Origin of the sequence: Streptomyces sp. NBC_00984, assembly GCF_045162475.1 — a bacterium.
GTDB lineage: Bacteria > Actinomycetota > Actinomycetes > Streptomycetales > Streptomycetaceae > Streptomyces.
This window is the reverse complement of sequence record NZ_CP108734.1, coordinates 7,548,991-7,571,816: the sequence shown is the minus strand read 5'-3', so window position 1 is coordinate 7,571,816 and position 22,826 is coordinate 7,548,991. Positions and strand designations below refer to the sequence as shown.

General features: G+C 71.3%; 22 protein-coding genes and 2 pseudogenes. 10 read left to right on the top strand and 14 right to left on the bottom strand.

Features of this window, described 5'->3' with window-relative positions; genetic code table 11:
- Positions 1 to 4: 4 nt before the first annotated feature.
- Positions 5 to 3,301 carry a non-ribosomal peptide synthetase gene (locus tag OG520_RS33880; protein WP_406015631.1) on the top strand — a complete coding sequence of 1,099 codons (3,297 nt, stop codon included), beginning with the start codon at positions 5 to 7 and terminating at the stop codon, positions 3,299 to 3,301.
- Entirely contained in the window at positions 3,298 to 5,337 is a 2,040-nt protein-coding gene (locus OG520_RS33875) for a beta-ketoacyl synthase N-terminal-like domain-containing protein (RefSeq protein ID WP_406015630.1), read from the top strand. The genes OG520_RS33880 and OG520_RS33875 overlap by 4 nt, the downstream gene beginning before the upstream one ends.
- A 74-nt stretch (positions 5,338 to 5,411) precedes the next feature.
- Here OG520_RS33875 and OG520_RS33870 read toward each other — a convergent pair whose 3' ends face one another.
- From OG520_RS33870 to OG520_RS33860, 3 genes are read right to left on the bottom strand one after another with little or no spacing between them, the layout of a single operon-like run.
- Positions 5,412 to 6,164, bottom strand: coding sequence for a thioesterase II family protein (locus OG520_RS33870; protein WP_406015629.1), 753 nt, complete (start codon positions 6,162 to 6,164; stop codon positions 5,412 to 5,414).
- Positions 6,165 to 6,224: 60 nt separating this feature from the next.
- Positions 6,225 to 6,713: a hypothetical protein gene (locus OG520_RS33865; RefSeq protein ID WP_406015628.1), complete on the bottom strand. Its 489-nt coding sequence runs from the start codon at positions 6,711 to 6,713 to the stop codon at positions 6,225 to 6,227.
- 19 nt (positions 6,714 to 6,732) lie between these two features.
- Positions 6,733 to 6,966, bottom strand: a complete 234-nt coding sequence (locus tag OG520_RS33860; RefSeq protein WP_266422449.1) for a hypothetical protein — start codon at positions 6,964 to 6,966, stop codon at positions 6,733 to 6,735.
- A gap of 544 nt (positions 6,967 to 7,510) precedes the next feature.
- Here OG520_RS33860 and OG520_RS33855 point away from each other — a divergent pair.
- Positions 7,511 to 7,699: a hypothetical protein gene (locus tag OG520_RS33855; protein WP_406015627.1), complete on the top strand. Its 189-nt coding sequence runs from the start codon at positions 7,511 to 7,513 to the stop codon at positions 7,697 to 7,699.
- A 3-nt stretch (positions 7,700 to 7,702) separates the two neighbouring features.
- On the opposite strand, the gene OG520_RS33850 is transcribed toward OG520_RS33855, so the two are convergent.
- Entirely contained in the window at positions 7,703 to 8,083 is a 381-nt protein-coding gene (locus OG520_RS33850; protein WP_266426077.1) for a hypothetical protein, read from the bottom strand.
- 224 nt (positions 8,084 to 8,307) lie between these two features.
- Here OG520_RS33850 and OG520_RS33845 point away from each other — a divergent pair, with 224 nt between their 5' ends.
- Positions 8,308 to 8,760, top strand: coding sequence for a Rieske (2Fe-2S) protein (locus OG520_RS33845; protein WP_406015626.1), 453 nt, complete (start codon positions 8,308 to 8,310; stop codon positions 8,758 to 8,760).
- Positions 8,761 to 8,928: 168 nt separating this feature from the next.
- Here the strand turns inward: OG520_RS33845 and OG520_RS33840 are convergent, their stop codons facing one another.
- Positions 8,929 to 9,582, bottom strand: coding sequence for a cysteine hydrolase (locus OG520_RS33840; RefSeq protein ID WP_406015625.1), 654 nt, complete (start codon positions 9,580 to 9,582; stop codon positions 8,929 to 8,931).
- A gap of 114 nt (positions 9,583 to 9,696) precedes the next feature.
- Here OG520_RS33840 and OG520_RS33835 point away from each other — a divergent pair, with 114 nt between their 5' ends.
- A complete protein-coding gene (locus tag OG520_RS33835; protein WP_406015624.1) occupies positions 9,697 to 10,173 on the top strand; it encodes a pyridoxamine 5'-phosphate oxidase family protein in 477 nt (158 codons plus the stop codon).
- 22 nt (positions 10,174 to 10,195) lie between these two features.
- On the opposite strand, the gene OG520_RS33830 is transcribed toward OG520_RS33835, so the two are convergent.
- Positions 10,196 to 11,104, bottom strand: a complete 909-nt coding sequence (locus tag OG520_RS33830; protein ID WP_266422440.1) for a LysR family transcriptional regulator — start codon at positions 11,102 to 11,104, stop codon at positions 10,196 to 10,198.
- Between the two features lie 74 nt (positions 11,105 to 11,178).
- Here OG520_RS33830 and OG520_RS33825 point away from each other — a divergent pair, with 74 nt between their 5' ends.
- A complete protein-coding gene (locus tag OG520_RS33825; protein WP_406015623.1) occupies positions 11,179 to 12,201 on the top strand; it encodes a DMT family transporter in 1,023 nt (340 codons plus the stop codon).
- Here OG520_RS33825 and OG520_RS33820 read toward each other — a convergent pair.
- A complete protein-coding gene (locus OG520_RS33820) occupies positions 12,192 to 13,523 on the bottom strand; it encodes an aminotransferase class I/II-fold pyridoxal phosphate-dependent enzyme (RefSeq protein ID WP_406015622.1) in 1,332 nt (443 codons plus the stop codon). The two genes, OG520_RS33825 and OG520_RS33820, sit on opposite strands and share 10 nt — an antisense overlap.
- Positions 13,524 to 13,558: 35 nt before the next feature.
- On the opposite strand from OG520_RS33820, the gene OG520_RS33815 reads away from it, so the two are divergent.
- Positions 13,559 to 14,254 carry a pyridoxamine 5'-phosphate oxidase family protein gene (locus OG520_RS33815; protein WP_406015621.1) on the top strand — a complete coding sequence of 232 codons (696 nt, stop codon included), beginning with the start codon at positions 13,559 to 13,561 and terminating at the stop codon, positions 14,252 to 14,254.
- A 135-nt stretch (positions 14,255 to 14,389) separates the two neighbouring features.
- On the opposite strand, the gene OG520_RS33810 is transcribed toward OG520_RS33815, so the two are convergent.
- Together OG520_RS33810 and OG520_RS33805 are read right to left on the bottom strand one after the other, a co-directional pair.
- Positions 14,390 to 15,418: an EamA family transporter gene (locus tag OG520_RS33810; RefSeq protein WP_406015620.1), complete on the bottom strand. Its 1,029-nt coding sequence runs from the start codon at positions 15,416 to 15,418 to the stop codon at positions 14,390 to 14,392.
- Positions 15,419 to 15,543: 125 nt separating this feature from the next.
- Positions 15,544 to 16,122 (bottom strand): Clp protease N-terminal domain-containing protein, encoded by a 579-nt coding sequence (locus OG520_RS33805; protein ID WP_406015619.1) that lies wholly within the window; start codon positions 16,120 to 16,122, stop codon positions 15,544 to 15,546.
- 245 nt (positions 16,123 to 16,367) lie between these two features.
- Here OG520_RS33805 and OG520_RS33800 point away from each other — a divergent pair, with 245 nt between their 5' ends.
- Positions 16,368 to 16,550 (top strand): hypothetical protein, encoded by a 183-nt coding sequence (locus tag OG520_RS33800; RefSeq protein ID WP_385336871.1) that lies wholly within the window; start codon positions 16,368 to 16,370, stop codon positions 16,548 to 16,550.
- A 100-nt stretch (positions 16,551 to 16,650) separates the two neighbouring features.
- Positions 16,651 to 17,082: an SRPBCC family protein gene (locus tag OG520_RS33795; RefSeq protein WP_399335101.1), complete on the top strand. Its 432-nt coding sequence runs from the start codon at positions 16,651 to 16,653 to the stop codon at positions 17,080 to 17,082.
- 84 nt (positions 17,083 to 17,166) lie between these two features.
- On the opposite strand, the gene OG520_RS33790 is transcribed toward OG520_RS33795, so the two are convergent.
- From OG520_RS33790 to OG520_RS33780, 3 genes are all read right to left on the bottom strand, one after another.
- Positions 17,167 to 17,793, bottom strand: coding sequence for a PadR family transcriptional regulator (locus OG520_RS33790; RefSeq protein WP_266422427.1), 627 nt, complete (start codon positions 17,791 to 17,793; stop codon positions 17,167 to 17,169).
- A 547-nt stretch (positions 17,794 to 18,340) separates the two neighbouring features.
- Positions 18,341 to 18,913 (bottom strand): hypothetical protein, encoded by a 573-nt coding sequence (locus OG520_RS33785; RefSeq protein ID WP_406015618.1) that lies wholly within the window; start codon positions 18,911 to 18,913, stop codon positions 18,341 to 18,343.
- Between the two features lie 187 nt (positions 18,914 to 19,100).
- The gene (locus tag OG520_RS33780) at positions 19,101 to 19,790 is read right to left on the bottom strand and encodes a nitroreductase family protein (RefSeq protein ID WP_406015617.1); all 690 of its coding nucleotides are present in this window, start codon (positions 19,788 to 19,790) and stop codon (positions 19,101 to 19,103) included.
- Between the two features lie 101 nt (positions 19,791 to 19,891).
- On the opposite strand from OG520_RS33780, the gene OG520_RS33775 reads away from it, so the two are divergent.
- A complete protein-coding gene (locus OG520_RS33775; RefSeq protein ID WP_406015616.1) occupies positions 19,892 to 20,485 on the top strand; it encodes a TetR/AcrR family transcriptional regulator in 594 nt (197 codons plus the stop codon).
- 629 nt (positions 20,486 to 21,114) lie between these two features.
- Here OG520_RS33775 and OG520_RS33770 read toward each other — a convergent pair.
- A pseudogene (locus OG520_RS33770) lies at positions 21,115 to 22,129 on the bottom strand (AAA family ATPase).
- A 246-nt stretch (positions 22,130 to 22,375) separates the two neighbouring features.
- Positions 22,376 to 22,732, bottom strand: a pseudogene (locus OG520_RS33765) (maleylpyruvate isomerase N-terminal domain-containing protein); the annotation flags it as partial.
- Positions 22,733 to 22,826: the final 94 nt, after the last annotated feature.

Below are 22,826 nucleotides of genomic sequence, written 5' to 3'. Positions count from 1 at the left end.
ACCCATGACCGTCGACGCCGTCGATCTCATCGACCTCTACGCCGGGGAGAGCAGCGGGGACGAGGAGTACGAGTTCCCCGCCTCCGACGCCCAGAGCCGCCTGCTGGTCCTCGACCAGCTGAATCCGGGCTCCCCCCAGTACAACGTCCCGGTCGCCTTCGCGGTGCACGGGCCCTTCGACACCGCCGCGTTCGGCCGCGCGCTGAACGCGCTCGTCGCCCGCCACGAGGCACTGCGGACCGTCTTCCGGACCGCCGAGGACGGCACCCCGGCGCAGCGCGTCTCGGCCGTCGGGCGGGTGCCGCTCACGGTCCGGCAGGACGTGCCCGCCGACCGTGCGGACGCCCTGGTGCGCGCCGAGGCCGCCCTCCCCTTCGACACCGCCGAGGGGCCGCTGCTGCGCTGCACCGTGTACGCCGTCGACAACGGCAGCCACCGGGTGCTGCTCGTCGCCCATCACCTGGTCTGCGACGGCTGGTCGCTCGGCCTCATGCTGGAGGGGCTGTCCGAGGGGTACCGGCACGAGGCCGGGGGGCAGGCCTACCGGCCGGCCGAACTCCCGCTCCAGTTCCCCGACTACGCGGCCTGGCAGCGGGAGCGTGCCGCGGACGGTGCCTTCGAGGCGTCCGTGGAGCACTGGGTCGACCGGCTGCGCGGCGCGCCCGCCGCCATGGAACTGCCGCTGGACCGCCCGCGCCCGCCGGTCCGCACGGCCGCCGGGGGCACCGAACGCTTCCTGCTCGATGCCGAGGTCAGGGAGCGCCTGGCCGAGGTGGCCGCGGTCCAGGGCGCCACCCCGTTCATGACGATGTTCGCGGCGTACGCCGCGTTCCTCTCCCGCATCTCGGGCGGCGAGGACCTGGTCATCGGCTATCCGGCGTCGGGGCGCGAGCGGCCCGAACTCCAGGAGATGGTCGGGATGCTGACCAACACCCTGGCGATGCGCGTGGACCTGTCCGGCGACCCCTCCCTCGACGAACTCACCCGCCGCGTCCGGGCCTCGATGCTGGCGGCGCAGCCCCACCAGGACGCACCGTTCGAGGCGGTCGTCGACACCCTCGCCCCGGTCCGTGAGACCAGCCACGACCCGGTGGTGCAGGTGGCGCTCAGCTACGAGGACGAGGCCGCGCCGGATCTGGCACTGGCCGGCGCGACGACCGAACGGCTCCCCCTGACCCTGGACACCGCCAAGTTCGACTTCCACCTGTTCATGGAGCGGTGGGGCGCCGGACTCGCCGCCCAGTTCATCTACCGCAGCGACCTGTTCGAGGCCGGCACGGTCCGCCGCTGGACGGACAACTTCCGCACGCTGCTGGCCGGACTCCTCGCGGACCCGTCCGCACCGCTGTCCGCCGCGGAGCTGGTGCCGGCCGACGAGCGCCGCCGGATCATCGCGGGCGCCGACCGCCTCGCGGAGGCCGCGCCGCTGGACCGCCTGGTGCCCGACCTGATCGCCGACCGAGCGGCCGAACACCCCGATGCCACGGCCCTGGTCTGCGGCGACCTCCGCCTGAGCTACGCCGAACTGCTCGCCAGGGCCGACGCGCTGGCCGCCCGGCTGCGCGCCGCCGGGGTGCGGCCCGGCTTCCGGGTCGGTCTGCTGCTGCCGCGCTCGGCCGACCAGGGCATCTCGGCCCTCGCCGTCCTGCGCGCGGGCGGCGCGTACGTACCGCTGGACCAGGCCCATCCGGAGGCCAGGCTCCGTCACATGGTGGAGAGTTCGGGCACCGGGCTCCTCCTGACCTCCCGGGAGACCGCGGAGAAGGGGGAGAGCCTGGAGGTGCCGTGCATCCGGGTCGACCGCCCGGCCGTCACGGACCCCGTCACCCCGGGGGCCGCCACGACCGGTGCCGCACCGGGCCCGGAGGACCTCGCCTACGTCCTGTTCACCTCGGGCTCCACCGGCGTCCCCAAGGGCGTCGCCATCGAGCACCGGGCGCTGCTCAACCTCACCCGGGCGGTCCGGCACTCCTTCCCGGTCGACGCAGACGACCGGGTGCTGCAATTCGTGTCGTTCGGCTTCGACGTCGCCGTGTCCGACCTCTTCTTCCCCTGGGTGGCCGGAGCGGAACTGCACATCCCGCGGGAGGACGAGCGGATCGGCGAGGCGCTGCTGGAACGGCTGCGGGACTCCCGCATCACCTATGTGTTCCTGCCGCCGTCCGCCGCGATGCTACTGCCCGACCTGACCGGGCAGCTGCCCGAGCTGCGGACCGTCGCGGTCGGCGGCGAGGCCTGCCCCGCCGAACTGGTCGAGCGGCTCAGCGCGCCCGGCCGGCGGATCGTGAACGCGTACGGCCCCAGCGAGGTGACCGTCTACGCGACCACCGGGGACCTCACCCCGGGTGAGCCCGTGGTGCTCGGCGGCGCCGTGCCCGGGGCCCGGGTCTACGTCCTCGACGAGCGGCTGCGGCCGGTCCCCGCCGGGGTGGCCGGTGAGATCTACGTGGCCGGTGCCTCGCTGGGGCGGGGCTACATCGGCCGGCCCGGCCTGACCGCCGAACGGTTCGTCGCCGACCCGCACGGCGCACCGGGCACCCGGATGTACCGCACCGGAGACCTGGGCCGGATCGACGCGCACGGCCTGATCCACTATCTCGGCCGCTCCGACCTCCAGGTCAAGCTGCGCGGCGTACGCGTCGAACTCGGCGAGATCGAGACCCTGTTGGCCGGCGCGCCGGGCGTCGCCCTGGCGGCGGCCACCGTCCGCGGCACGGGCACCGCGCAGCGGCTCGTGGCGTATGTCGTGGGCCGGGACGGGGCGGCGCCCCCGGACGCGGAGCTGCGCGCCCATCTCGCCCGGCGGCTGCCCGGGTCCATGGTGCCCGAGGTGTTCGTGCGCCTGGACGAGATGCCGCTCAGCAGCAACGGCAAGATCGACCGGGCCCGGCTCCCGGAACCCGCCACCGTGCGGTGCCGGCCGGACGGCTCGACCACCGTCGCGGGCACCGCGACCGAGCGGCTGGTGGCGGGCCTGTGGGCCCGCGTGCTGAACCTCGAACTCGTCGCCGTCACCGATCACTTCTTCGATCTGGGGGGCAATTCGATCCGGCTGCTGAGTGTGCTGTCCGCCCTGCGCGAGCTGGGGACGTACGGCGAGCTCAGCCTGGTCGACCTGTTCCGTCACCCCACCGTCAGTTCCCTCGCCGCCTACCTCGACCGGGCGGTCGCCGGGACCGCCGCCGGGGCTTCCGCAACCGCTCCTCCCGCCGACACGGCCGCCGCGCGCGGCGGTGACCGGCACGCACGACGCACCGCCGCAGCCCGACGACTCAGCTACCGGAAAGGCACCACACGATGACCGAGAACGCCAGCGCCGCCGAGCCCCTCGCAGCCGACTCCGCGATCGCGGTCGTCGGGATGAGCGGTCGCTTCCCCGGCGCCCCCGACCTGGACGCCTACTGGGCGAATCTGCTCGGCGGGCTCTGCTCGGTGACCGATTTCACCGAGGAGGAACTGATCGCCGACGGCGCCGACCCGCAGGAGGTGCGCGGCCGCGACCACATACCGGCCAAGGGCCATCTCGTGGACGCGGACCGCTTCGACGCGGAGCTGTTCGGCTTCAACCGCACCGAGGCGGCGGCCCTCGACCCCCAGCACCGGCTGCTCCTGCAGACGGCCTGGTCCGCGCTGGAGGACGCCGGCCGCAGCCCGCTCGGCGGAACGGCGCGTACCGGCGTGTACGTCGGCGGCGGCCCCACCGAGCACATGCTGGCCGCGCAGACCGATCCGCGGCTCGCCGCGTCCATCGGGGCGCTTCAGGTACGCATCCTCACCGACCGCGAGTTCCTCGCCCCGTGGATCTCGTACCGGCTGGGCCTGGAGGGCCCGAGCCTGACGGTGCAGACGGCCTGCTCGACCTCGCTGACGGCGGTGCACCTCGCGGTGCAGTCCCTGTTGCTCGGCGAGTGCGACACGGCGCTGGCCGGAGGCGTCGCCATGGACACGGTGCGCAAGCGGGGCTACATCCACCAGCAGGGCGGCATCTACTCGCCGGACGGCCGCTGCCGTCCCTTCGACGAGCGGGCCGGCGGCACCGTGCCCGGCAACGGGGTGGGCGTGGTCGTGCTGCGCCGGCTGTCCGACGCGCTCGCCGACAACGACCCGATCCGGGCGGTCATCCGGGGCAGCGCCGTCACCAACGACGGAGCCACCAAGGTCGGGTTCACCGCGCCCGGCGTCGACCAGCAGACCGCCGCGATCGTGGAGGCCTGGGCGGCGGCCGGTCTCGACCCGGCCGACGCCCAGTACCTGGAGGCACACGGCACGGCCACCGCGCTCGGCGACCGGATCGAGGCGGCGGCGGCGACCGCCGCGTTCAAGGGCGCGCTCGGCACCGGGCGGATCGGGATCGGCTCGGTGAAGTCGAACATCGGCCACCTGGACGCCGCGGCGGGCGTCGCCGCGCTGATCAAGTCGGTGCTCATGCTGGAGCACGCGACCCTGGTGCCGAACGCCGACGCGGGCCGTCCGCACCCCGAACTGGGCTTCGACGACTCGCCGTTCCACCTGGTCGAGCGGGCGACCGCCTGGCCGGAGCCCGAGCTCGGTCCCCGGCGGTCCGGGGTGAGTTCGGTCGGCATCGGTGGCTCGAATGTGCACGTGGTCCTGGAGGAGGCGCCCCGGCGCGGCGATGCGGGGGAACCGGACGCCCAGGGCGCACCGGAGGTCCTGCTGCTGTCCGCCCGCACCCGGGAGGACCTCGCCGCGATGGCCGGCCGGCTGGCCGGGGCGCTGCGGGCGCCGGGTGCCCCGTCGCTCGCCGACACCGCGTACACGCTGTGCCTGGGCCGTGCCCCGATGGCCGTGCGCGGCTATGTGCGGGCCGGGGACCGGGCGGGGGCGGCGGATCTGCTCGCCGAACTGGCCTCGGGCGGTGCGGCGGGCCTGGGCGGGCCCGACCCGCTCGGCGAGGCCTGGCTGGCGGGTGAGCCGGTGATGCGGGAGGGCGGCGGCCGACGGGTCGCCCTGCCGTCCTACCCCTTCGCCGGGGAGAGCCACGGCGCCTACCGCCTCGGCCAGGTCGCACCGGGCGGGGAGCAGCCGGAGCAGGGCGGCGGTTCCGCCGACCTGGAGCAGGGCGTCCGCGCGCTGCTCGCCGACGCCCTGGGTCTGACGGACACCGACGACCCGGAGATGACGTACTTCGCGGCCGGCGGCGACTCCCTGACCGCCGTCCACCTGGTCGGCTGCCTGCGGGACGACTTCGACCTCGACGTCCCCATCACGCTCTTCCTGGAGCAGCTGACGCTGCACGAGATGGCCCGCCGGATCGTCGCGGCCGGGGAGGGCGACGACTCCCTCGACGCCCTGCTCACGGAGTTCGAGGCGGAGTGAGTGAGGACACCGCACAGGGCTTGGGCCCCGACCCGGAAGGGGGTCGGGGCCCAAGCCCTGTGCGGTGCGTGGTGTCAGGCGAACGTACGGGCCGATCGACCGGGCACGCGCGCGGCGATGAGATCCGCGACGAACGTCAGGTGGTCGCCCAGGAAGAAGTGGCCGCCGGACAGTACATGCCGCTCGAAGGGACCTTCGGTCTCCTGTTCCCATGCCTGTACGCCCTCGACGGAAACCCGGGGGTCGCTGTCACCGGTCAGCGCGACGACCGGGCAGCGCAACGGCGGCCCGGGTACATGGATGCGGGAGAACAGCATGGCGTAGTCGGCGCGCAGCGGTGGCAGCGCGAGCTGGAGGATCTCCGGATGGGTCAGCAGCTCGTCGTCCGTGCCGGACAACAGCCGCATCTCCCCGATCAGGTCCTGGTCGCTGGGCGGGTTGGGAAACCGCTCGGGCCGCGGCAGCGACGGGCCTTCGCTGCCCGAGACGATCAGGGCCGCGGGCTCCCGCCCCTCGGCCGCGAGCCGCCGCGCGGTCTCGAACGCCAGGAGCGCGCCCATGCTGTGGCCGAACAGGACCAGCGGCCGGCCCCCGCTCGCGGGGAGTGAGGCCAGCACCGCTTCCACGACGTCGCCGAGCCGTTCGGCGAACGGCTCGGCCATGCGGTCGTGCCGCCCGGGGTACTGCACGACCAGCGCTTCGGCCCTCCCCCCGACCTCGGCCGTCAGCGAGTGATAGCCACTGGCCGAACCACCTGCGTGCGGGAAGCACAGCAACTGCGCTCCGGCGTCGGGGGCCGGGCGGAAGCACCGTATCCAGTTGTCCACGACATCCCTTCTCTCGTGTTCTCGGTCCGGTCCGTGACCGAATCCGTGAACGGTCTCCGCTCACTGTTCGGCGGCGATCCAGCTTTCCAGCTGTTCACGGGTGGTCGCCGGGTCCGCGACGAGAACAGCGAGTTCGTCGTCGCGGGATTCCAGTGTCGTCAGGGCGGGGCAGCGGTGGCAGGCCTCGACACCGACCTGGTTCCACCACTTGCAGTGCGGGCGGAGGTGGCACCGTGGCACGGCGACCGGTCCGGGCTCGGCCGGTACGGTCGTGATCCGTTCGATCAGCCCGCAGGCCTCGCCGACCCGGTTCGCGCAGTCCGATACGCAGTGCGACGCGAACCGGAGCACCCGGTTGGGGGCGATCCCCTCCGGAATGCTACCGAGAACTTCCGCGGCGGGTACGGGTTCGGCCAGGTAGACGACCTGATCGTGTTCCCCGGACCGTACGCCGAGGACAACGGTCTCCGGGCGGCTCGCATTACCGCTCGGACACCATCTGAGGGGGCTTTCCTGCCCGTCCCGGGCAAGGTCCGCAGTGCTGTCCACGGTGCTCACCTCCTATTCGTCAGCAGGAACGCGGGACGGTTGAGTTGACCACCATGCCGCCGATGACTCCATCGGTGACAGCACCCTTCTGCTGCTCGGCGGCGACCGCCTGCGCGATGCTCCTGGCGAGCTGCTCCTGGGTGGTGATCCGCTCCGGGCGCTCGGCGGCAGCGGCGCTGGTGGTGCCGCCGACCGTGACGAGACCGGCAACCAGAGCCGCGGCAGCGGCCGCCGTACGAATGCTGTTGTTCATCCCTGTCCTCCATGGCGTCGGTCATTGCTTACGGGAGTCGACGCTAGAGTCCGGGTCTCGGCGCGATCGGCAGTTCCGGCGGCGGCTTCGGGGGCGGTTTCAGGGCGGTTTCAGCGGCTTCGCGGGAGGCTCGGCCCACCGATTGCTGATTGGGCGAACACTCAATAATGTCGCCGGTATGTCGTCATAGCATGCGGCGGAAGCGGATCCGGAAGTCCCCGTCGGACCGACGTGCGGAAATCGTCGACGCGGCGGCGGCCATCGCCCTGGCCGAGGGGCTGGAGTGCATCACCCTGCGCCGGGTCGCCGAACAGCTCGGTGTCCGCCCCGGTCTCATCAGCCACTACCTCCCCGCGGTCGAGGACCTGGTGGCCGAGGCCTTCGGCACCGCGGCCGGTGCCGAACTGAACGCCCTGCTGCCGACGGACCGGGCAGCGGGTACACCCACGGACCACCTCGCACGCTTCTTCGCGCTCGTGACGGGCGCCGCGTACGACGACATCAGCCGGCTGTTCGGCCTGGCGAGCGGCACGCTCACCACGGCGTGCAGGAGCGGCTGCGCGGACTGCTGGTGGGCGAGGTCTTCGGCAACGAGGAGGACGAGGACGAGGAGCAGCTGGACCGGACGCTCCTCTTCGACCGCTTGCGCGAGGGGCTACCGGTCTTCCGCGCGAACGACGCGACGGCTGCCCGGCCCCGCGTCACCACCGCGCGGGACACCGCGGAGAGGTAGCGCCTACGAACACAGCGCCGCCACGACTCTGCCGCGGAGAAGCTCGTACTCCTCACGGAGTCGCACGATCTCCGCAGGCCGTTCGATCACATCCCCGCCGACGACGATCTCTTCCGGGCCGAACTGCTCTCGGGTGAGATCGACCTCGATGCCCAGGCCCAGCCGGTTCCACCAGTGGTAGTCCACTCGCTCGCCGTTGACATGGACCTCGCCACGGATCAGATCACCGCCCAGAAGGTCATGCACCACCAGGGCGGTGACGCCGCACTGGTCGCGCGCCGGGTTGTCCGAAGTCCAGTTCGGCCGGTGAGCCGGCGTCGTGGTGTCCGCGCCCCAACCGCGTCGAATGGCCTGCTCGATGTCGTCGAAGTTCCTCGGTGTCATACCGCTCAGCCTCGCAGGCGCCTCTGACAATCCGCTCACCCGCTCAAGCCGGTGCACGGATCTGCCGATGACCGTGTGGTCGTCGTCCACCTGCCGCGGTTCGCCGCCGCGCCGCCGGCCGCGGGACTTCCCGGAGAAGTCCCCGGGCGTTGAACGCGGGGGTCCCACCACGCGTACCCCTGGGCGAGACGGAAGTCCTGAACACTGCGGAAGGGAAAGCCGGAATGAGCACATCGCGGAACCACGAGGGACGTCCCGGGCGCCGGGCCGTTGTCGTCGCGGCCGGGGCCGCTTCGGTGGCCGCCGTACTCACCGCCTGCGGCAACCAGAAGGACTCGGGCGGTTCGGATGCGGTCGAACAGGCCGGCACCCGAACGGACGGCAGCGGCGCCGCGCTGGCGAGCACGGCCGACATCCCCGAAGGCGGCGGAAAGGTCTTCGCCGACCGGGGCGTCGTGGTGACGCAGCCGAAGGCCGGAGAGTTCAAGGCGTTCTCGTCGAAGTGCACCCACCAGGGGTGCACGGTGTCGAGCGTCTCGGACGGCACCATCAACTGCCCTTGCCACAGCAGCGGTTTCGACGCCTCGACCGGCGCCGTGACGCACGGACCCGCCACCGAGCCGCTGCCCGCCAGGAAGATCACGGTCACGGGCGGCTCGATCACACTCCAGCCCTGACCGCGCCGAAGACGAGGGAGAAGTACGCGGCGATGGCGGCGGCGGCCGGGATCGCGGCGAGGCTGGCGCCGGAGTTCCGGGGGGCCTCCAGGGTGTCCCGCCTCCACCGGCAGGGGGTCGGTGTCCGGGCGGCACGCCTCGGGGCGGACGGGTCCTCCGGATCAGGCCTCAGGAAGAGCCCCTGACGGAGGTCCGGCTCAGCCAGCAGCCCAGTACGTCGTCCGTGTTCGTGACGGTGGCGACGAGGGCGAGCGTGTTGCGGATCATCGCGGGGGTGTAGTCGGCCGGCACCCCCGCGATGGCATCGGACGGCACCACGGCTGTGTAGCCGAGATTCACCGCGTCGAACACGGCGTTGGGGATGGCGACATTGGCCGAGACCCCGGTGACGACGAGTGTCCGGCAGCCGAGGTTGCGCAGCAGCGCGTCCACATCGGTGCCGGCGATGGGCGAGAGACCGTGCAGCCTGCGCACGACGAGGTCCTCGGCGGCCACTTCGATCGGCGCGGCGATCCGTACCGCGGTGGTGCCGGAGTGCTGCTGCACGGGCAATCGGCCGGCGGCCCGGAAGAGCCGGGCGTTGTTGTTGGCGCCCCGTCCGTCGGGGCGGCGTTCGGCCACCGCGTGCAGCACCTGGACCCCGGCCTCGTGGGCGGCGGCGACCAGCCGGGCGACACGGTGCAGGGCGCCGGACGACCGGGCCTCGTCGGCCAGTTCGGGCAGTGCGCTCCCCGGGCCCACGACCCCCTGCTGGCATTCGACCGTCAGAAGCACGGTGGTGGCCGGATCGAGCTGCTCGGCAAGCTGATTCTTCGACGGCACGGCTGGCCCTTTCTGCGGCGGAACGGGCGCGCGAGGGTAACCGCCATTGCTTGATGAAGGAAGAGGCCCCATGATCTCTGACACATAGTCAGCAACTGGGAGGAGACACCCCCCATGACCGCCACTCAGCGACGGGGCCGTCGGATCATGATGACGGACGCCGAACGCGACACCTATCTCACCGAGCAGCGCACCTGCCGGGTGGCCACCGTGGCCGAGGACGGCCGCCCGCACGTCGGCGCCCTCTGGTTCACCTGGGACGGAACCTCGCTCTGGCTGTACTCGATCACGCGCAGCCTGCGCTGGTCCCAGCTGCGCCACGATCCGAGGATCGCGGTGGTCGTGGACGACGGGGTGGAGTACGGGGATCTGCGCGGCATCGAGCTCTCCGGCGAGGCCCTCCCGGTCGGCGAGGCGCCCCGGACCGGCGAGCCGTGCCTCGAACTCGTGGTGCCGGAACGGCTGTTCGCGTCAAAGTACTTCGGCATGGACACCATGCCGCACGACGGCCGTCACGCCTGGCTGCGGCTGACGCCGCAGGCCATCACCTCCTGGGACTTCCGGAAGCTCGCGGGGCCTTCCCCCACCTGAGACCCCTCTCCCGCACCTGTGCCTACGGCGCGTCCAGCTCCTGACCGACCGCGCGCAGGGCCGTCACCGCCGCCCTGATCGAGGGACGCCGGTCCGCGTCGGTGCGCCACACGGCGTGGACATGGCGTCGCATCTTCTGCCGTACGGGCACGAGCCGCACCCCGTCCGGTACCGGCCCCCGGCCGAGTCTGGGCGCCACGCAGACGCCCATCCCGGCGGCGATCAGGGCGAGTTGGGTGTGGTGCTCGCCCGCCAGGTGCGCGATGCGCGGTTCGATGCCCTTCGAGCGGAGGGTGAACATCAGCCAGTCGTAGCAGAACTCACCCTCGGGCCAGGACACCCAGTCGTCGTCGGCGAAGTCCTCCAGGTCCACCTCGGCCCGGTCGGCGAGCCGGTGGCCGGCCGGCATCGCGATGTCCGGTGCGTCGTCCAGGAGCTCGGCCTTGGCCAGGCCACCGGGCACGGGCAGCCGCTTGTTGCTCCAGTCCAGCACCACCGCAAGGTCGGTGTCGCCCCTGATCACGGCACGGATTCCGTCCTCGGGCTCCAGTTCCCGGGTGCGTACGCGCAGTTCGGGGTGGTCCCTGCGCAGCGCGTGGAGGGCCGCGGGGAAGAGTCCGCGCGCCGCGGTCGGAAAGGCGGAGAGCCGGATCTCGCCCACCACCTCGCCGCGCTGCGCCTCGATGTCGGACTGGGCCAGCTCGACCTGGGACAGGATCCGGGCCGCGTGGTCGGCGAGCAGCCGGCCGGCGTCGGTGAGCCGGACCCCGCGCCCGTTCTTGGCCAGGAGGCGTTGCCCCACCTCGCGCTCCAGCTTCGCCATCTGCTGGGAGACCGCCGATGTGGTCACATGCAGCCCCTCGGCGGCGCCGCTCACGGAACCGTGCCGGGCCAGTGCGTCCAGGGTGCGCAGGCGCTCCAGATTCAACATGTAAGCAATGCTACGCAGACCCTCCCACAGAATCTCGCTTGTTCTACGTGGTCCGCTTCGTCATCGTTGAGCCCATGAGCCCCGCCGCCACGCCGAAGACCACATCTCCCGCCGAGCCGTCCGCCCCTGCCCCGACGGCTGTCCCGGTGGCCGCCCCGGCTCCGGCAACCGCCGCTCGCCCGGCGCTGGACTGGCGGATCCGGTTCGGGGCGCTCTCGCTCATCTGGGGCTTCAGCTTTCTCCTGATCAAGGTCGGCACCGAGGGGTACGCCCCGTTCCAGGTCACCCTCGGCCGTCTGCTGTCCGGCACGGCGGTGCTGGCCGTCGCGATGGTGGTCCGGCGTGAGCGACTGCCCCGCGGCGCCCGCACATGGGGGCACCTGGCCGTCGCCGCGTTCTTCCTGAACGCGCTTCCGTTCTCGCTCTTCGCCTATTCCGAGCTGACCATTCCCTCGACGCTGGCCGGCATCTGCAACGCGACCTCGCCCCTGTGGGGCATGGCGCTGTCGCTCGTCGCACTCTCCGAGGACCGGCCGACCCGTCGCCGGGTCGCCGGACTCGGGCTCGGCTTTCTCGGCGTACTGACCGTGCTCGGCGCCTGGCAGGGCTTCTCCGGGCTGGACTTCAGCGGCACCGCCATGGCCCTGCTCGCCTCCCTCAGCTACCCGATCGGCTGGATCTACGTCCGCAGGACGCTGGCGGGCAGCAGCTCTTCGACGCTGTCGCTCACCGGCAGCCAGCTCTTCCTCGGCACGGTGCAGATCGCCCTGGTGACCCCGCTGTTCACCTCGGCTCCCGATGGATTCCCGCTGCTCCCGACCCTGGCAGTGGTGGCCCTCGGGGCACTCGGTACCGGCCTCGCGGTCCTGATGCAGTACGGCCTGGTGGAGGAGGTCGGACCGACGACCGCGCAGATGGTCACCTACTTCATCCCGGTCATCGCCACCGCCGCCGGAGTGGTCGTGCTCGGCGAGCAGCTGAGCTGGAACACTCCGGTGGGAGCCCTCGTGGTCCTGGCGGGCGCCGCTCTCACCCAGAGCAGGGGCCGGAGCGGCCGGGCCTCCGGCGGCCGGGCCGGGACCGGGGATCACCCATAGTTCAGCGGCTTCACCGGTCCCGTCGCTGCCGCCACCGCATCCGCCAGCGGCCCGATGTCGGCCTCGGCAAGCGACGACACGGTGAGCCGGATCCCCTGGGGCGCGGCCATCCGGAACCGCGCCCCGGGCGCCACGGCCCAGCCGGAGTGCAGCAGCCTGGCCACGGCACCGGTCTCGTCGCCGACCGGCACCCACACATTCATCCCGCTGCGTCCGTGGGCCGCCACGCCCCGCTCCGCCAGCGCCCGCACGAGGCCGTCCCGCCGGTCGGCGTACGCCCGCGCCACCTCGACCGGGTCGACGGCATCCGAGCTCCACAGGTGCACCACGGCCCGTTGCAGCAGTCTGCTGACCCAGCCGGGGCCCAGCCGCTGCCGCCCCGCCACCCGGTCGACCGTGACCGGATCACCGGTCAGCACGGCGACCCGCAGGTCCGGCCCGTACGCCTTGGCGACGGACCGTACGAATGTCCAACGGTCGGTGGCACCCGCCAACGGGTGGAGCGGCAGATCGACGATGCCGTGCCCGTGGTCGTCCTCGATCAGCAGGACATCGCGGTGTCCGGCGAGGACCCCTCGCAGCTCGAAGGCGCGCCCGGCACCGATCGCCGCGCCGGTCGGATTCTGCGCGCGGTCCGTGACCACCAGCGCGCGGGCACCGGCGTTCAGCGCGTGCTCGACAGCGTCGGGCAACGGCCCCTCGTCGTCGACCGCGACGGGCACGGGGCGCAGCCCCAACGCCGGTACGAGATCCAGCAGGCTGCCCCAGCCCGGGTCCTCGACCGCCACCGCGTCACCGGGCCGGAGGTGCGCGACCAGCACGCGCTCGATCGCGTCCAGTGAGCCGGAGGTCGCGACCACGGGTCCGGCCGGCACTCCGTCGGCGTCCAGTGCTGCGCGAGCGAGCGCGGCGAACTCCGGGTCCACCGGCGCCTGTCCGTACATGCCGGGCTGCCGCGCGTACTCCCCCGCGACCGCCGCGAAGGCTTCGTCCAGCGCGGGCAGCAGGCCCGGGTCGGGGTTGCCCGCCCCCAGGTCCCGCACGCCCGCCGGCGCCTCGACCCCGAGCGATCCGCGCGCCGTACTCGCGGGACGCGGCCGCACCCTGCTGCCCCGGCGCCCGGCCGTCTCGATCACCCCGCGCTCGCGGAGCGTGCGGTAGGCGGCCGCCACCGTGTTCGGATTCACCCCCAGCCGCTCGGCCAACTCCCGCATGGGAGGCAGCACTTGGCCGGGTTCGAGCCCACCGGACCCGACCCCGCTCTCCACACTGGCGGCAATTTCCGATGCGCGTCGCCCAACAATCCGATACTCTCCTAGCACAAACCAGATTATGCACTAGTACAATGGAGTACGCAATGTCGGACACCGCATCGCCGCAGACCACGGGCCCGGACACCCCAGCCGGATACGAGCCGACCGAGCGCACCGTCCCGACCCGTTCCCGCGAACGGGCGGCATACGACCGGGAGGTGGTCCACTCGATACTCGACGAGGCGTACGTCTGCCACCTCGGTTTCGTCCGTGACGGCGCGCCCGTCGTCCTGCCGACGCTCTTCGGCCGGATCGGCGACCGGCTCTACGTGCACGGCTCGACGGGCTCCCGCCCCCTGCGCGAGGCGGGCCGCACCGATCCCGGATTGCCCGTGTGCCTGACGGTGACGCATGTCGACGGGCTGGTGCTGGCCCGCTCCGCCTTCCACCACTCGATCAACTACCGCTCCGTGGTGGTCCACGGCGTCGCGCACACGGTCACCGACCCGCAGGAGCGGCGGACCGCTCTCGACGCCATCGTCGACCACGTGGTGCCGGGCCGGTCCGCCGACTCACGGCCCGCCGACGAGAAGGAACTGGCCGCGACCGCGGTGGTCCGGCTGGACCTGCGGGAGGTGTCCGCCAAGATCCGCACGGGCGGCCCCAACGACGACCCCCGCGACCTCGCGCTTCCCCACTGGGCGGGCGTCGTCCCGCTCGCCCGCGGATACGAGACGCCGCTCCCTTCGGACGACCTCGACCCCGCGATCGGGGTGCCGGACTACATCACCGCACTCTGACGCACGCCGAGGAGCGGGCCCACAGCCGGGCAACGGGTCCGCCGTCCCGGCGGTCGGTTCGTCGCGGCCCTCGGCTCGCCCAGGACCGCGACGAACCGCTCGATGCCTGCCCGCGGGCCCGGCCGTCCGTCGCCGTCACGTCGCGGCACGCCCGGCGGACAGCTCCCCCTCGGCGGCTGCGCGGCCGGTGTCCGGCCCTTCGGCAACCCCCGCGGCGAGCCCCGACGCGACGGGACCCGAGGGCGTCCGCGGTGTCGACGACTGGGCGATGAAGGCACCGAACAGCACCATGGCCCCGCCGATGAGCTGGGGAGCCGACAGGTGCTCGCCGAGCATCACCCAGGCGAGCACGGTGGCGATGACCGCCTCGAGACAGGCGACCACGCCCGCCACCGCGGGAGAGAGCAGCCGCACCGAGATCACCCCGGTGACGTAGGCGATCACGGTCGCCAGCAGCACGATCCAGACGAGCAGCAGCCAGGTCGGAACATCCGTGCCGCCCATGCCGGCGCTGCCGCCCAGGACCGACCAGTCCATGCCCCAGGGCCGCGAGACCACCGTGAGGACGACCGCACCGATCAGCAGCCCGTAGGCGATGACACCGACCGGATGCGGCGGTTCGACACCGTCCGCCCCGTCCGCACTCCCCTGGTCCGACAGGACGAAGTAGCCGACCTGGCAACCGGCGGCTCCGAGCGCGAGCAGCAGTCCGACCGCGTCGAAGCTCAGCCCCGACCAGACCTCGACCACGCATGCCAGCCCTCCGACGGCGAGCACCACGCCGACCGCGGCCCGCCGGGTCACCGGCCTGCGCTGGACGAACCGGACCCAGCCGAGAACGAGCGCGGGCGCCAGGTATTCGACGAGCAGCGCGACACCGACGGGAATCCGGGAGATCGCGGCGAAGTAGCAGGCCTGTACACCCGCGACGGCGAGCAACCCGAAGCCGAGCAGCAGGACCGGCCGGCTGCGCACCAGGCCCCGGTGACGCCAGGCCACCGGCAGCATGACCAGGGCCGCGCCCGCCACCCGCAGCCACACCACGTGCAGCGGATCGAGCCCCGCCTCGATCAGCGGCTTGGCCGCCACCCCTGAACCGCCGAATGCGAACGCCGAGGCCAGGGCTAGTCCCAGGCTGGCGCTTCTCCCCTGAGACGCGTGCATCGGCCCATCATGACAGCTGCGGTCAGTAGCGTCATCCCGGTGACCCCTGACACGCTCGCCGCCGGGTACGTGGCTCCGCCGCGGCCTTCCCCGTCAGCTCCGGCGGGCGGGTACGCACCGGAGGATCACCCTCCGGCCTCCCACACGCCCTGATCGGAAGCATCCGCGATCCGGGCGGCGAGCCGATCCGCGTCGATCCCGCCCCGCACCAGCACCTCGACGGCCCGGCACTCGTGATCCATGGCCAGCGCCGCGAGCAGATCGAGCCCTCCGGCCCGCGCATCGCCGCGCTTCTCCGCCCGCTCAAGCGCTCCGGCCATTGCCGAAGCGGCCGAGGGCGACCAGCCCTCCACCCCTGAGTCCCGCACGGCGGAGTCCAGGTCCGGGACGACCGGGACGACCGGTACGGCGCCGGAGTCCTCCACCGAGCCCTGCCAGCGGAGCCCGTATCCGATACTGCGCTGGACGAGATAGCCGAGCACTCTGGCCAGTTGAGGTCCGCCCTCGAAGGCCGCCCGCACCGCGGGGTCCGATTCGATGAGGGAGTGCAGCAGATGCGCCGTGTCGATCTGCCGGTCACCGTCGCGCAGTGCACGCCTGCGGGCACCCGTCACCACCGCGGCCAGCTCCACCGTGAGTCTGGCGTCGAGCTCGGCGCGGTTCGGTACGGGCTGCTGAGGAATCCGCGGCGTCCGGTTTTGCACACCTCTTACCCCATCAGACCCGCAGCGCCGACACATCCCCGGAGGGACTCATCTAGGCATCCCACGCAAGTTGGGCACACCCGAACAGTTTCTCCTCCTTGCGGATGAGATCTCGCCATTTCCGGATCCGATCGGTGAAAAGGGCGCGCGCCGCCTTGCCACGCGCTCCCCGAGCAACCGGACACCGCCCCCGTACGTCCCACAGGCCATACCCCCATGTGACAGCCGGAAGGGAGACCGCGGACGTGTCCTGGTTGGTCGCCCTGCCGGCACTCGATGGGCGGGAGTACGTGTACCGGGTCCACGCACCGGCCGACGCGCTGCACGCCGATCTCTTCTGGGCCGCGTTCCACTGCCACGACGACGGTCCGCACCCGCGCGCCTTCGACCGGTTCGACGACGCCCTGATCTGGCGCGCGGGAGCGTAAGGAACCGGCCAGACGAATCTGACGGTTCATCAGTATTGAGAGTTCCGGTCTCTGCGGCTACGTTCCGCGACACCGTAACCCGCCGAGAAGGGGTGGTCGCATGGCCGAAGTCAGCGCAGAGGCGCGCATCGAAGCACCGGCCGAGAAGGTGTGGGCCCAGCTGACGGACTTCACCGCGTACGGCCAGTGGAACGCCACTCACACCAGCTTCCCCAAGGGCGGTCCGGCGACACTCGAACTCGCGGCCACCTACGAGGAGAACATGAAGCTGATGGGCTTCCCGGCCGAGGTGACCTGGACGGTGGCCGAACTGGAGACCGCGCGCCTGCTGGCCACCAAGGGCAAGGGCCCGATGGGCGTCAACCTGTCCATGCGCTACTCACTGACCCCCGACGGGGACGCCACCACGGTCCGCATCGACGGGGAGTTCACCGGAGCCGCGGTCTCCCTGATGGCGGGAAAGCTCAAGGACTCGGCGACGGCCGCGCTCGTCGAATCACTGCGCAAACTGGGCGGACTCATCGCCGCCTGACTCCACCCCGCCGACGGGAAGGGCCTCGCGGCTCGGCCGCGAGGCCCTTGTCACCACACCCCTGCGGGCACCGCACCCACGGGCTCAGTGCTCGTCGGCAAGGATCAGGTACAGCTTCTTACGGGCGTCGTTGATGACCGTGAGAGCCTTCTGGCGCTGATCGGCCGAGCCGGTCTTCCAGACCTGGCCGAACGCCTCCATCAGACCGAAGCCGGCCTGCCGGATCTCGTTGACGCTCTCCCAGTCGACACCACGCCCGGCTTCCTCCCAGGGCGCCTCGGGCCCCGACTCCGCCTCGGTGCGGCCGGTGTCGGTGAGCGTGAACAGCTTCTTGCCGCCCTCGCTCGCACTGACGATCAGCCCCTCGTCCTCCAGCAGCTGAAGGGTCGGGTAGACCGAGCCTGGGCTGGGACGCCAGGCCCCGCCACTGCGCTCGCCGATCTCCTGGATCATCTCGTAGCCGTGCATCGGCCGGTCCTTCAGCAACGCCAGGATCGACGCGCGTACGTCACCACGCCGCGCCCTTCCCCTGCCGCCGCCCCGGCCGCGCCCGCCACCGAAGGGGCCACCCCCGAACGGGCCACCCCCGAACGGCGGCCCGAACTGCCCGAAGGCCGCCCGTCGCCCCTCGAAGTCGCCACGCCCCTGATGACCGGGCCCGCAGTGCCCACGCCCAGGTCCGAACTCGTGCTCGTGTCCATGTGAACGCATCGCTACGCTCCTTCCATCGTTGATCTGTCGCGATGCGTCAACGATATATCGGAACCGATCGCCTGACAATCCCTTGCTCGGCTGCCCGTTTGACCTGTCTCAATGAACGCTGATGCGATCTCAAGCAAGCTGAACTGATGGGGTTTCGTCTCAATGAAGATCGACAACCTGCCGGTTTGTCTCAGTGAAGGTTGACTGCTTCGGTGGGCCGCGCCGGATAGGCGGTCGGTGTTTCGGTTACTGGTGTGTCTTCGGTGTCTCAGACCAGCCTCGGGATAGCCGGTAGCACTTGCGTGAGCACCACCGTCGATGCCTGCCGTTCGTGTGGCGTTGGAATGGCTTCTGGCATTGTTCGCAGGTCAGCGGGTTGAGAGAAGGCGGATGGGTCATGTCCGTGGGATGCCCATGTGCGGCATCGGCGGCTGCACCGGCGCCGATGGGGGTCGGACGGGGATTTCGTCGCTATCGGGGTTCCGCAGAACGCGCATGTCAGTGTGGGCAGGGGAAGTCCGTGCCGCTCGATCATCCAGTCCCAGCGAGAGACCTGTCAGCTGCATTTCTCCGAGCAGGTGCGCTCGGAGATCGGAGTGGCGGCTGGCAAGGGGTGCTCGCAGGCGGCGCAGGTGCGGGGCTCGTGACCCTCGGTGGTGCCCTTGTTGCGGCGTTTGCGTTCTATGTAGGCCGCTCTGCGGCAGGTGGAGGAACAGAGGCGGTAGCGTTGGCCGAACTGGATCTTCATGGGTTGCCGGCAGATCCGGCAGGGCTCTGTGACCTCGCGTTTGAAGGATGGGCGGCTGCGGCATCGAGCGGAGCAGTAGCGGGGCAGGTTGCCGAACGTGCGGTTGAGCAGGACGACGGAACCGCACTCCTTGCACTTCGCGGTGTCGAGCGTCTTCCGCAGTTGTCCGGCGTCGCGGCCGGTAACGGCCGCGAGCCGTTCCCAGGACGGGCTGCCGCGATATCCGGGTGGTCCGGCGAGGAATCGTCGCAGGTGCACGGGTGGGAGGCAGTTGGCTTGGGCCAAGCGGGCGATGAAGGCATAGCAGCCTTCACCGGCGATCGGCCGGATCTGGAAGGGGAGCTCGGCGATCGGCTCGCCGTTCGTGCCGGGCCGTGTCACGTGCTCGCTGTCCCCTGACTGGCTGTGTCACTCTCCGGGGGTCCGGGGATGTCATTTCGATGTGAGTTCGGGAGTCACTCGCGCCGCTCGCTCACTATCGATGTCAGTGAAACTGATGCCACTTGACAGCTGCGGTAACCCGCCGGGGGCGCCGCAGCGCGGGGAGTGGCGCGCACGGGCGAACCGGCTAGCTGTGGAAGGTCGTGACCGCTTCGAGCGCGGCCCGCTCGGTCGTGACGTGATTCACCGGCGCGGCCTCGTCGGCGTAGCCGAAGGAGATACCCACGAGCAGTTGTCCCCCGGTGACTCCGAGTTCGGCGCGGATTGTGTCGGCATAGAAGCTCAGCAGCCCCTGCGGACAGCTCGACAGACCGTACGCAGTCATTGCCAGGAGCAGCGTCTGCATGTAGGCACCGACGTCAGCGGCCAGCCGGGCCCCGCCGTCCCCGGTGACGAACAGGAACGCAGCGTGCGGCGCGCCGTAGAAGCGCAGGCTTACCGCGTCGTAAGCCGCCCGCGCCTCGCGATCGTCGGGACCGATGCCCAGTGCTCCGTACAACTGGGCACCGAACGCCGCCCGGCGCGCCTGGTGCACTTGTGAGTACATGTCCTCGGAATACGGGAAGTCGACCGAGGCGCGGTGTGCGGAGTGGGCCGCCTGCAAGGCGTCCGCCAGGCGCTCACGTGGGGCGCCGCTCACCACCTCTACCCGCCACGGCTGCGCGTTGGAGTTGGACGGCGCGGCGCCGGCCAGCGAGAAGATCGCTCGCATCGTGTCCTCGGGTACCGCTTCGGGACGGAACGCACGGGTCGCGCGACGGCCGCGTATCAGCTTCTCCGCGCAGACACTCAGCTCGGCGGGGATCAGCAGGTTCATGGGGCACTCCTCGACAACAATTGATGTAAACGAGACCGTTTACATCGCGGGACCCTAGCAGACCATTCCTCTCGAAGTAAACGCATACGTATACTCGATGCATGAGAGCGACGACTACGGCATCTCAAGGGCGGGGGCGTGGCGGACGGGAGCGCATCCTGGCCGCCGCCGCCCAGCTGTTCGCGACCCAGGGGATCAACGCGACCGGCATGGAGCAGGTTGCGGAGGCGGCACCGGTGTCCAAGCGCACGCTCTACGCGCATTTCCGGACCAAGAACGACCTGGTGATCGCCCACCTTCAGGACCTCGCTTCGTCGGGGGCCACCCTGGAAAGCGTGCTGACCCGCGAGGACATCCCACCGCTGGAGCGGATCCTCGGGCTGTTCGACCAGCCCGCGCCGGATGCGGCACCAGTGCGCGGGTGCCCGTTCATCGATGCCGCGGCGGAGTTCCCCGATCCGGAGAGCACGGTCCACTCCTACGCCCGTGAACAGAAACTGCACATGGTGCGCCTGGTCACCGCACTGGTGACGGAGCTGGGCTGCCGCGAACCCGCCGTACTCGCCGAACAGCTGGTCACCCTCGCGGACGGGGCGGCCAGTCGTGCCATGGTGCTGGGCGAAGCAGACTACGGCCGACACGCACGGACGGCAGCGAAGACCCTCCTCGCGCACGCCCTGCCGAGCACGACCTGAGACGGAGGACTCTTGCGCCGCGACCGCTGCCTGCGCGGCCCCGCCACTGGCTGACCAGGGCCTGCACCGTCCGTCAGGTGATGTTGTATCCCCGCTGCCAATCTTCCGGCATGCTTGGCAAGCCTTGACCGGGAGCGCGCCGAGTTCGTGTTGGCGCTGCTCGCGGGCCAGTTGGCGACAGGTGCGTGAACAGTAACGGCGGCGTTGTTGCTGTTCGAGGACTTCGACGCTTTGACCGCAGCCCGCGCAGACGATCATGCGACGCGTTTGTGGCTTGTCGGTGGGGCGGAGTCGTTGACGGTAGCTCTTCGTCCGGCAGGCAGCCGAGCAAGTCCGCCGGTCGGAGGCTTTGTTGTCCAGGGGCAGGATGATGCCGCAGCCCCTGCAACGGGAGTGCCCCAGGATGTCGCTGAGTTGGACTGGGTCCCGGCCGGTGACGGCGGCCAGGCGTTCCCATTGGACGTGACCCCGGTGGTCGGGCGGTTCCCGAACGATCTTTCGCAGGTAGCGGGCCTTGATGTAGTTGGCTTCAGCGAGGCGTTCGACGAACTCGTCGCGGCCTTCGTCGGCGATGGGCCTGACCTGGAAGGGCAGCGGGACGAGGGCGGGGCTGGTCCATGTTCTGCTGGTCAACGGGCGTCCCCCGACGCGGGAATCCGGGTGGATGCGGCGACGTCGAGGGGAATGTTCTCCAGGCTCTTCTTGGTGATCTTCTCGGTGCCGCTGAGGATCGCGTCGATCGCGGCTCCGCGGATCTGGTGCGAGAGCGCGCCGATCATCCCGCCGGTCCGGTCGTGGAGGAACCGGTCGAGTCGGCGAGCGTGCCCGGCCGGTGACTGCGCGGGAGCAGGGTTTCCTCCAGCGTCTTGACCAGGCCCTTCCATTCGGCGTTGTAGGGAAAGGGGTGAGAGGGGATCAGTGTGAAACGTCCGGCGATCTGGGCCCCTCGGGTGCCGGTGAGTAGGGTGCTGTGCTCGACGTCGATGCCGGCGTAAACGAATGTGGCCGGGATGTGCTCGGAGAAGTAATGAGGGTGTCGGCGACTTCGGCGCCGGTGCGGCTGGTGAGCGAGATGCTGTGGATCTCGTCGACCAGGACCAGACCGGTGCGGCCCTTGGTGCAGACGCCGACGACGGACTCGATGATGTCGGTGATGTTGAACTGGCGGGTCGTGGGCAGACCGAGGAAGCGCGCGAATTCAGCCGCGAGCATGCGGGGTGTCGCGGCCGGCGGGACGGTGATGTAGAGGACCGGGATGCGGTCGGGTGAATCCGGGTGGCGGGCCTGGTCCTGGAGCTCGTGGGCAAGGCCGAGCTGGGTGATCGCGATGGTCTTTCCCGTGCCCGCGGGCCCGGAGGCGATCAGGCCGCGGCGGGCACTGACGGCGTGCCGGTTCAGCAGGATCAGCCGACGGCCGGTGGTGACGGTGTGGCGGACCGTGGAGGTGGCCACTACCCGCAGCCGGGTGTGGTGGTCCAGCCGGTCCTCGGTGTCGCGGGCGAGGCCGGCATCGCTCAGCGCCGCGTACGCGTCCTCGGACAGCATGACCGGCAGAGTCGGCGGGTCCTGTGTGAACTCGCGCCAGCCCGGACGGGTACTCAGGTGCCGGTCCGCTTCGGAGGGCAGGAGGTGAGGCGTGGTCATGAACGTCTCCAGGGGTCCTCGCGCGGGTCGAACAGGCCAAGCGGGATCACGTCGGCCATCGTTTCCTCGTCCTCCGCCGGCGGTTCCGGCGCGGGCTCGTTCTGCGTCTCGGGTGGCGGCGGAGCCGCGGCTGCTGCCGGTGCGGTGGCCTTGGTCCGGGCTGCGACGCGGGTGCCGACCCGGAGGCCCGGGTCGGCGAGTCCGGCGGCGCGGCCGGCGGCGGAGCCGACGTCGCCGAAGTGGAACTTGAGCAGCCGGGGCTCCTCGTACGCGGCGGCCGGCCGGACGGTCAGCGCGTCCAGCGGGTCGTCGCCGGTCGTCGCCGGTCGGCGGCGTTTCGGCGACGTCCCAGTAGGTCACCGCGTCGCGCGTCGGTTCCGCTTCGGCGGGGGTCACCAGCGTGATCAGGACGTCCTGGGCGTCGATGACCAGATGACACACCAGGTCCCGCACGAGCCAGCCGGCACAGCCGGCACAGCCGGACGGTTTCGCGAAGTCCTCGTCCGGGAGTCCGGCGACCGCCGTGCGCAGCGCCGTCCACGAGCGTGAGAAGAGATCCGCATCGGGAACGTAGTGCGGTGCCGCAAGGGCGGACAAGCGCATCGGCGCGGTCGGCTCACGCGCCCGCACGCTCGGCCCGTGCCGGATGCGCAAGAGGACGGCGAGAGGGGTGTGCACAAAGGCGGTGAACAAAGAT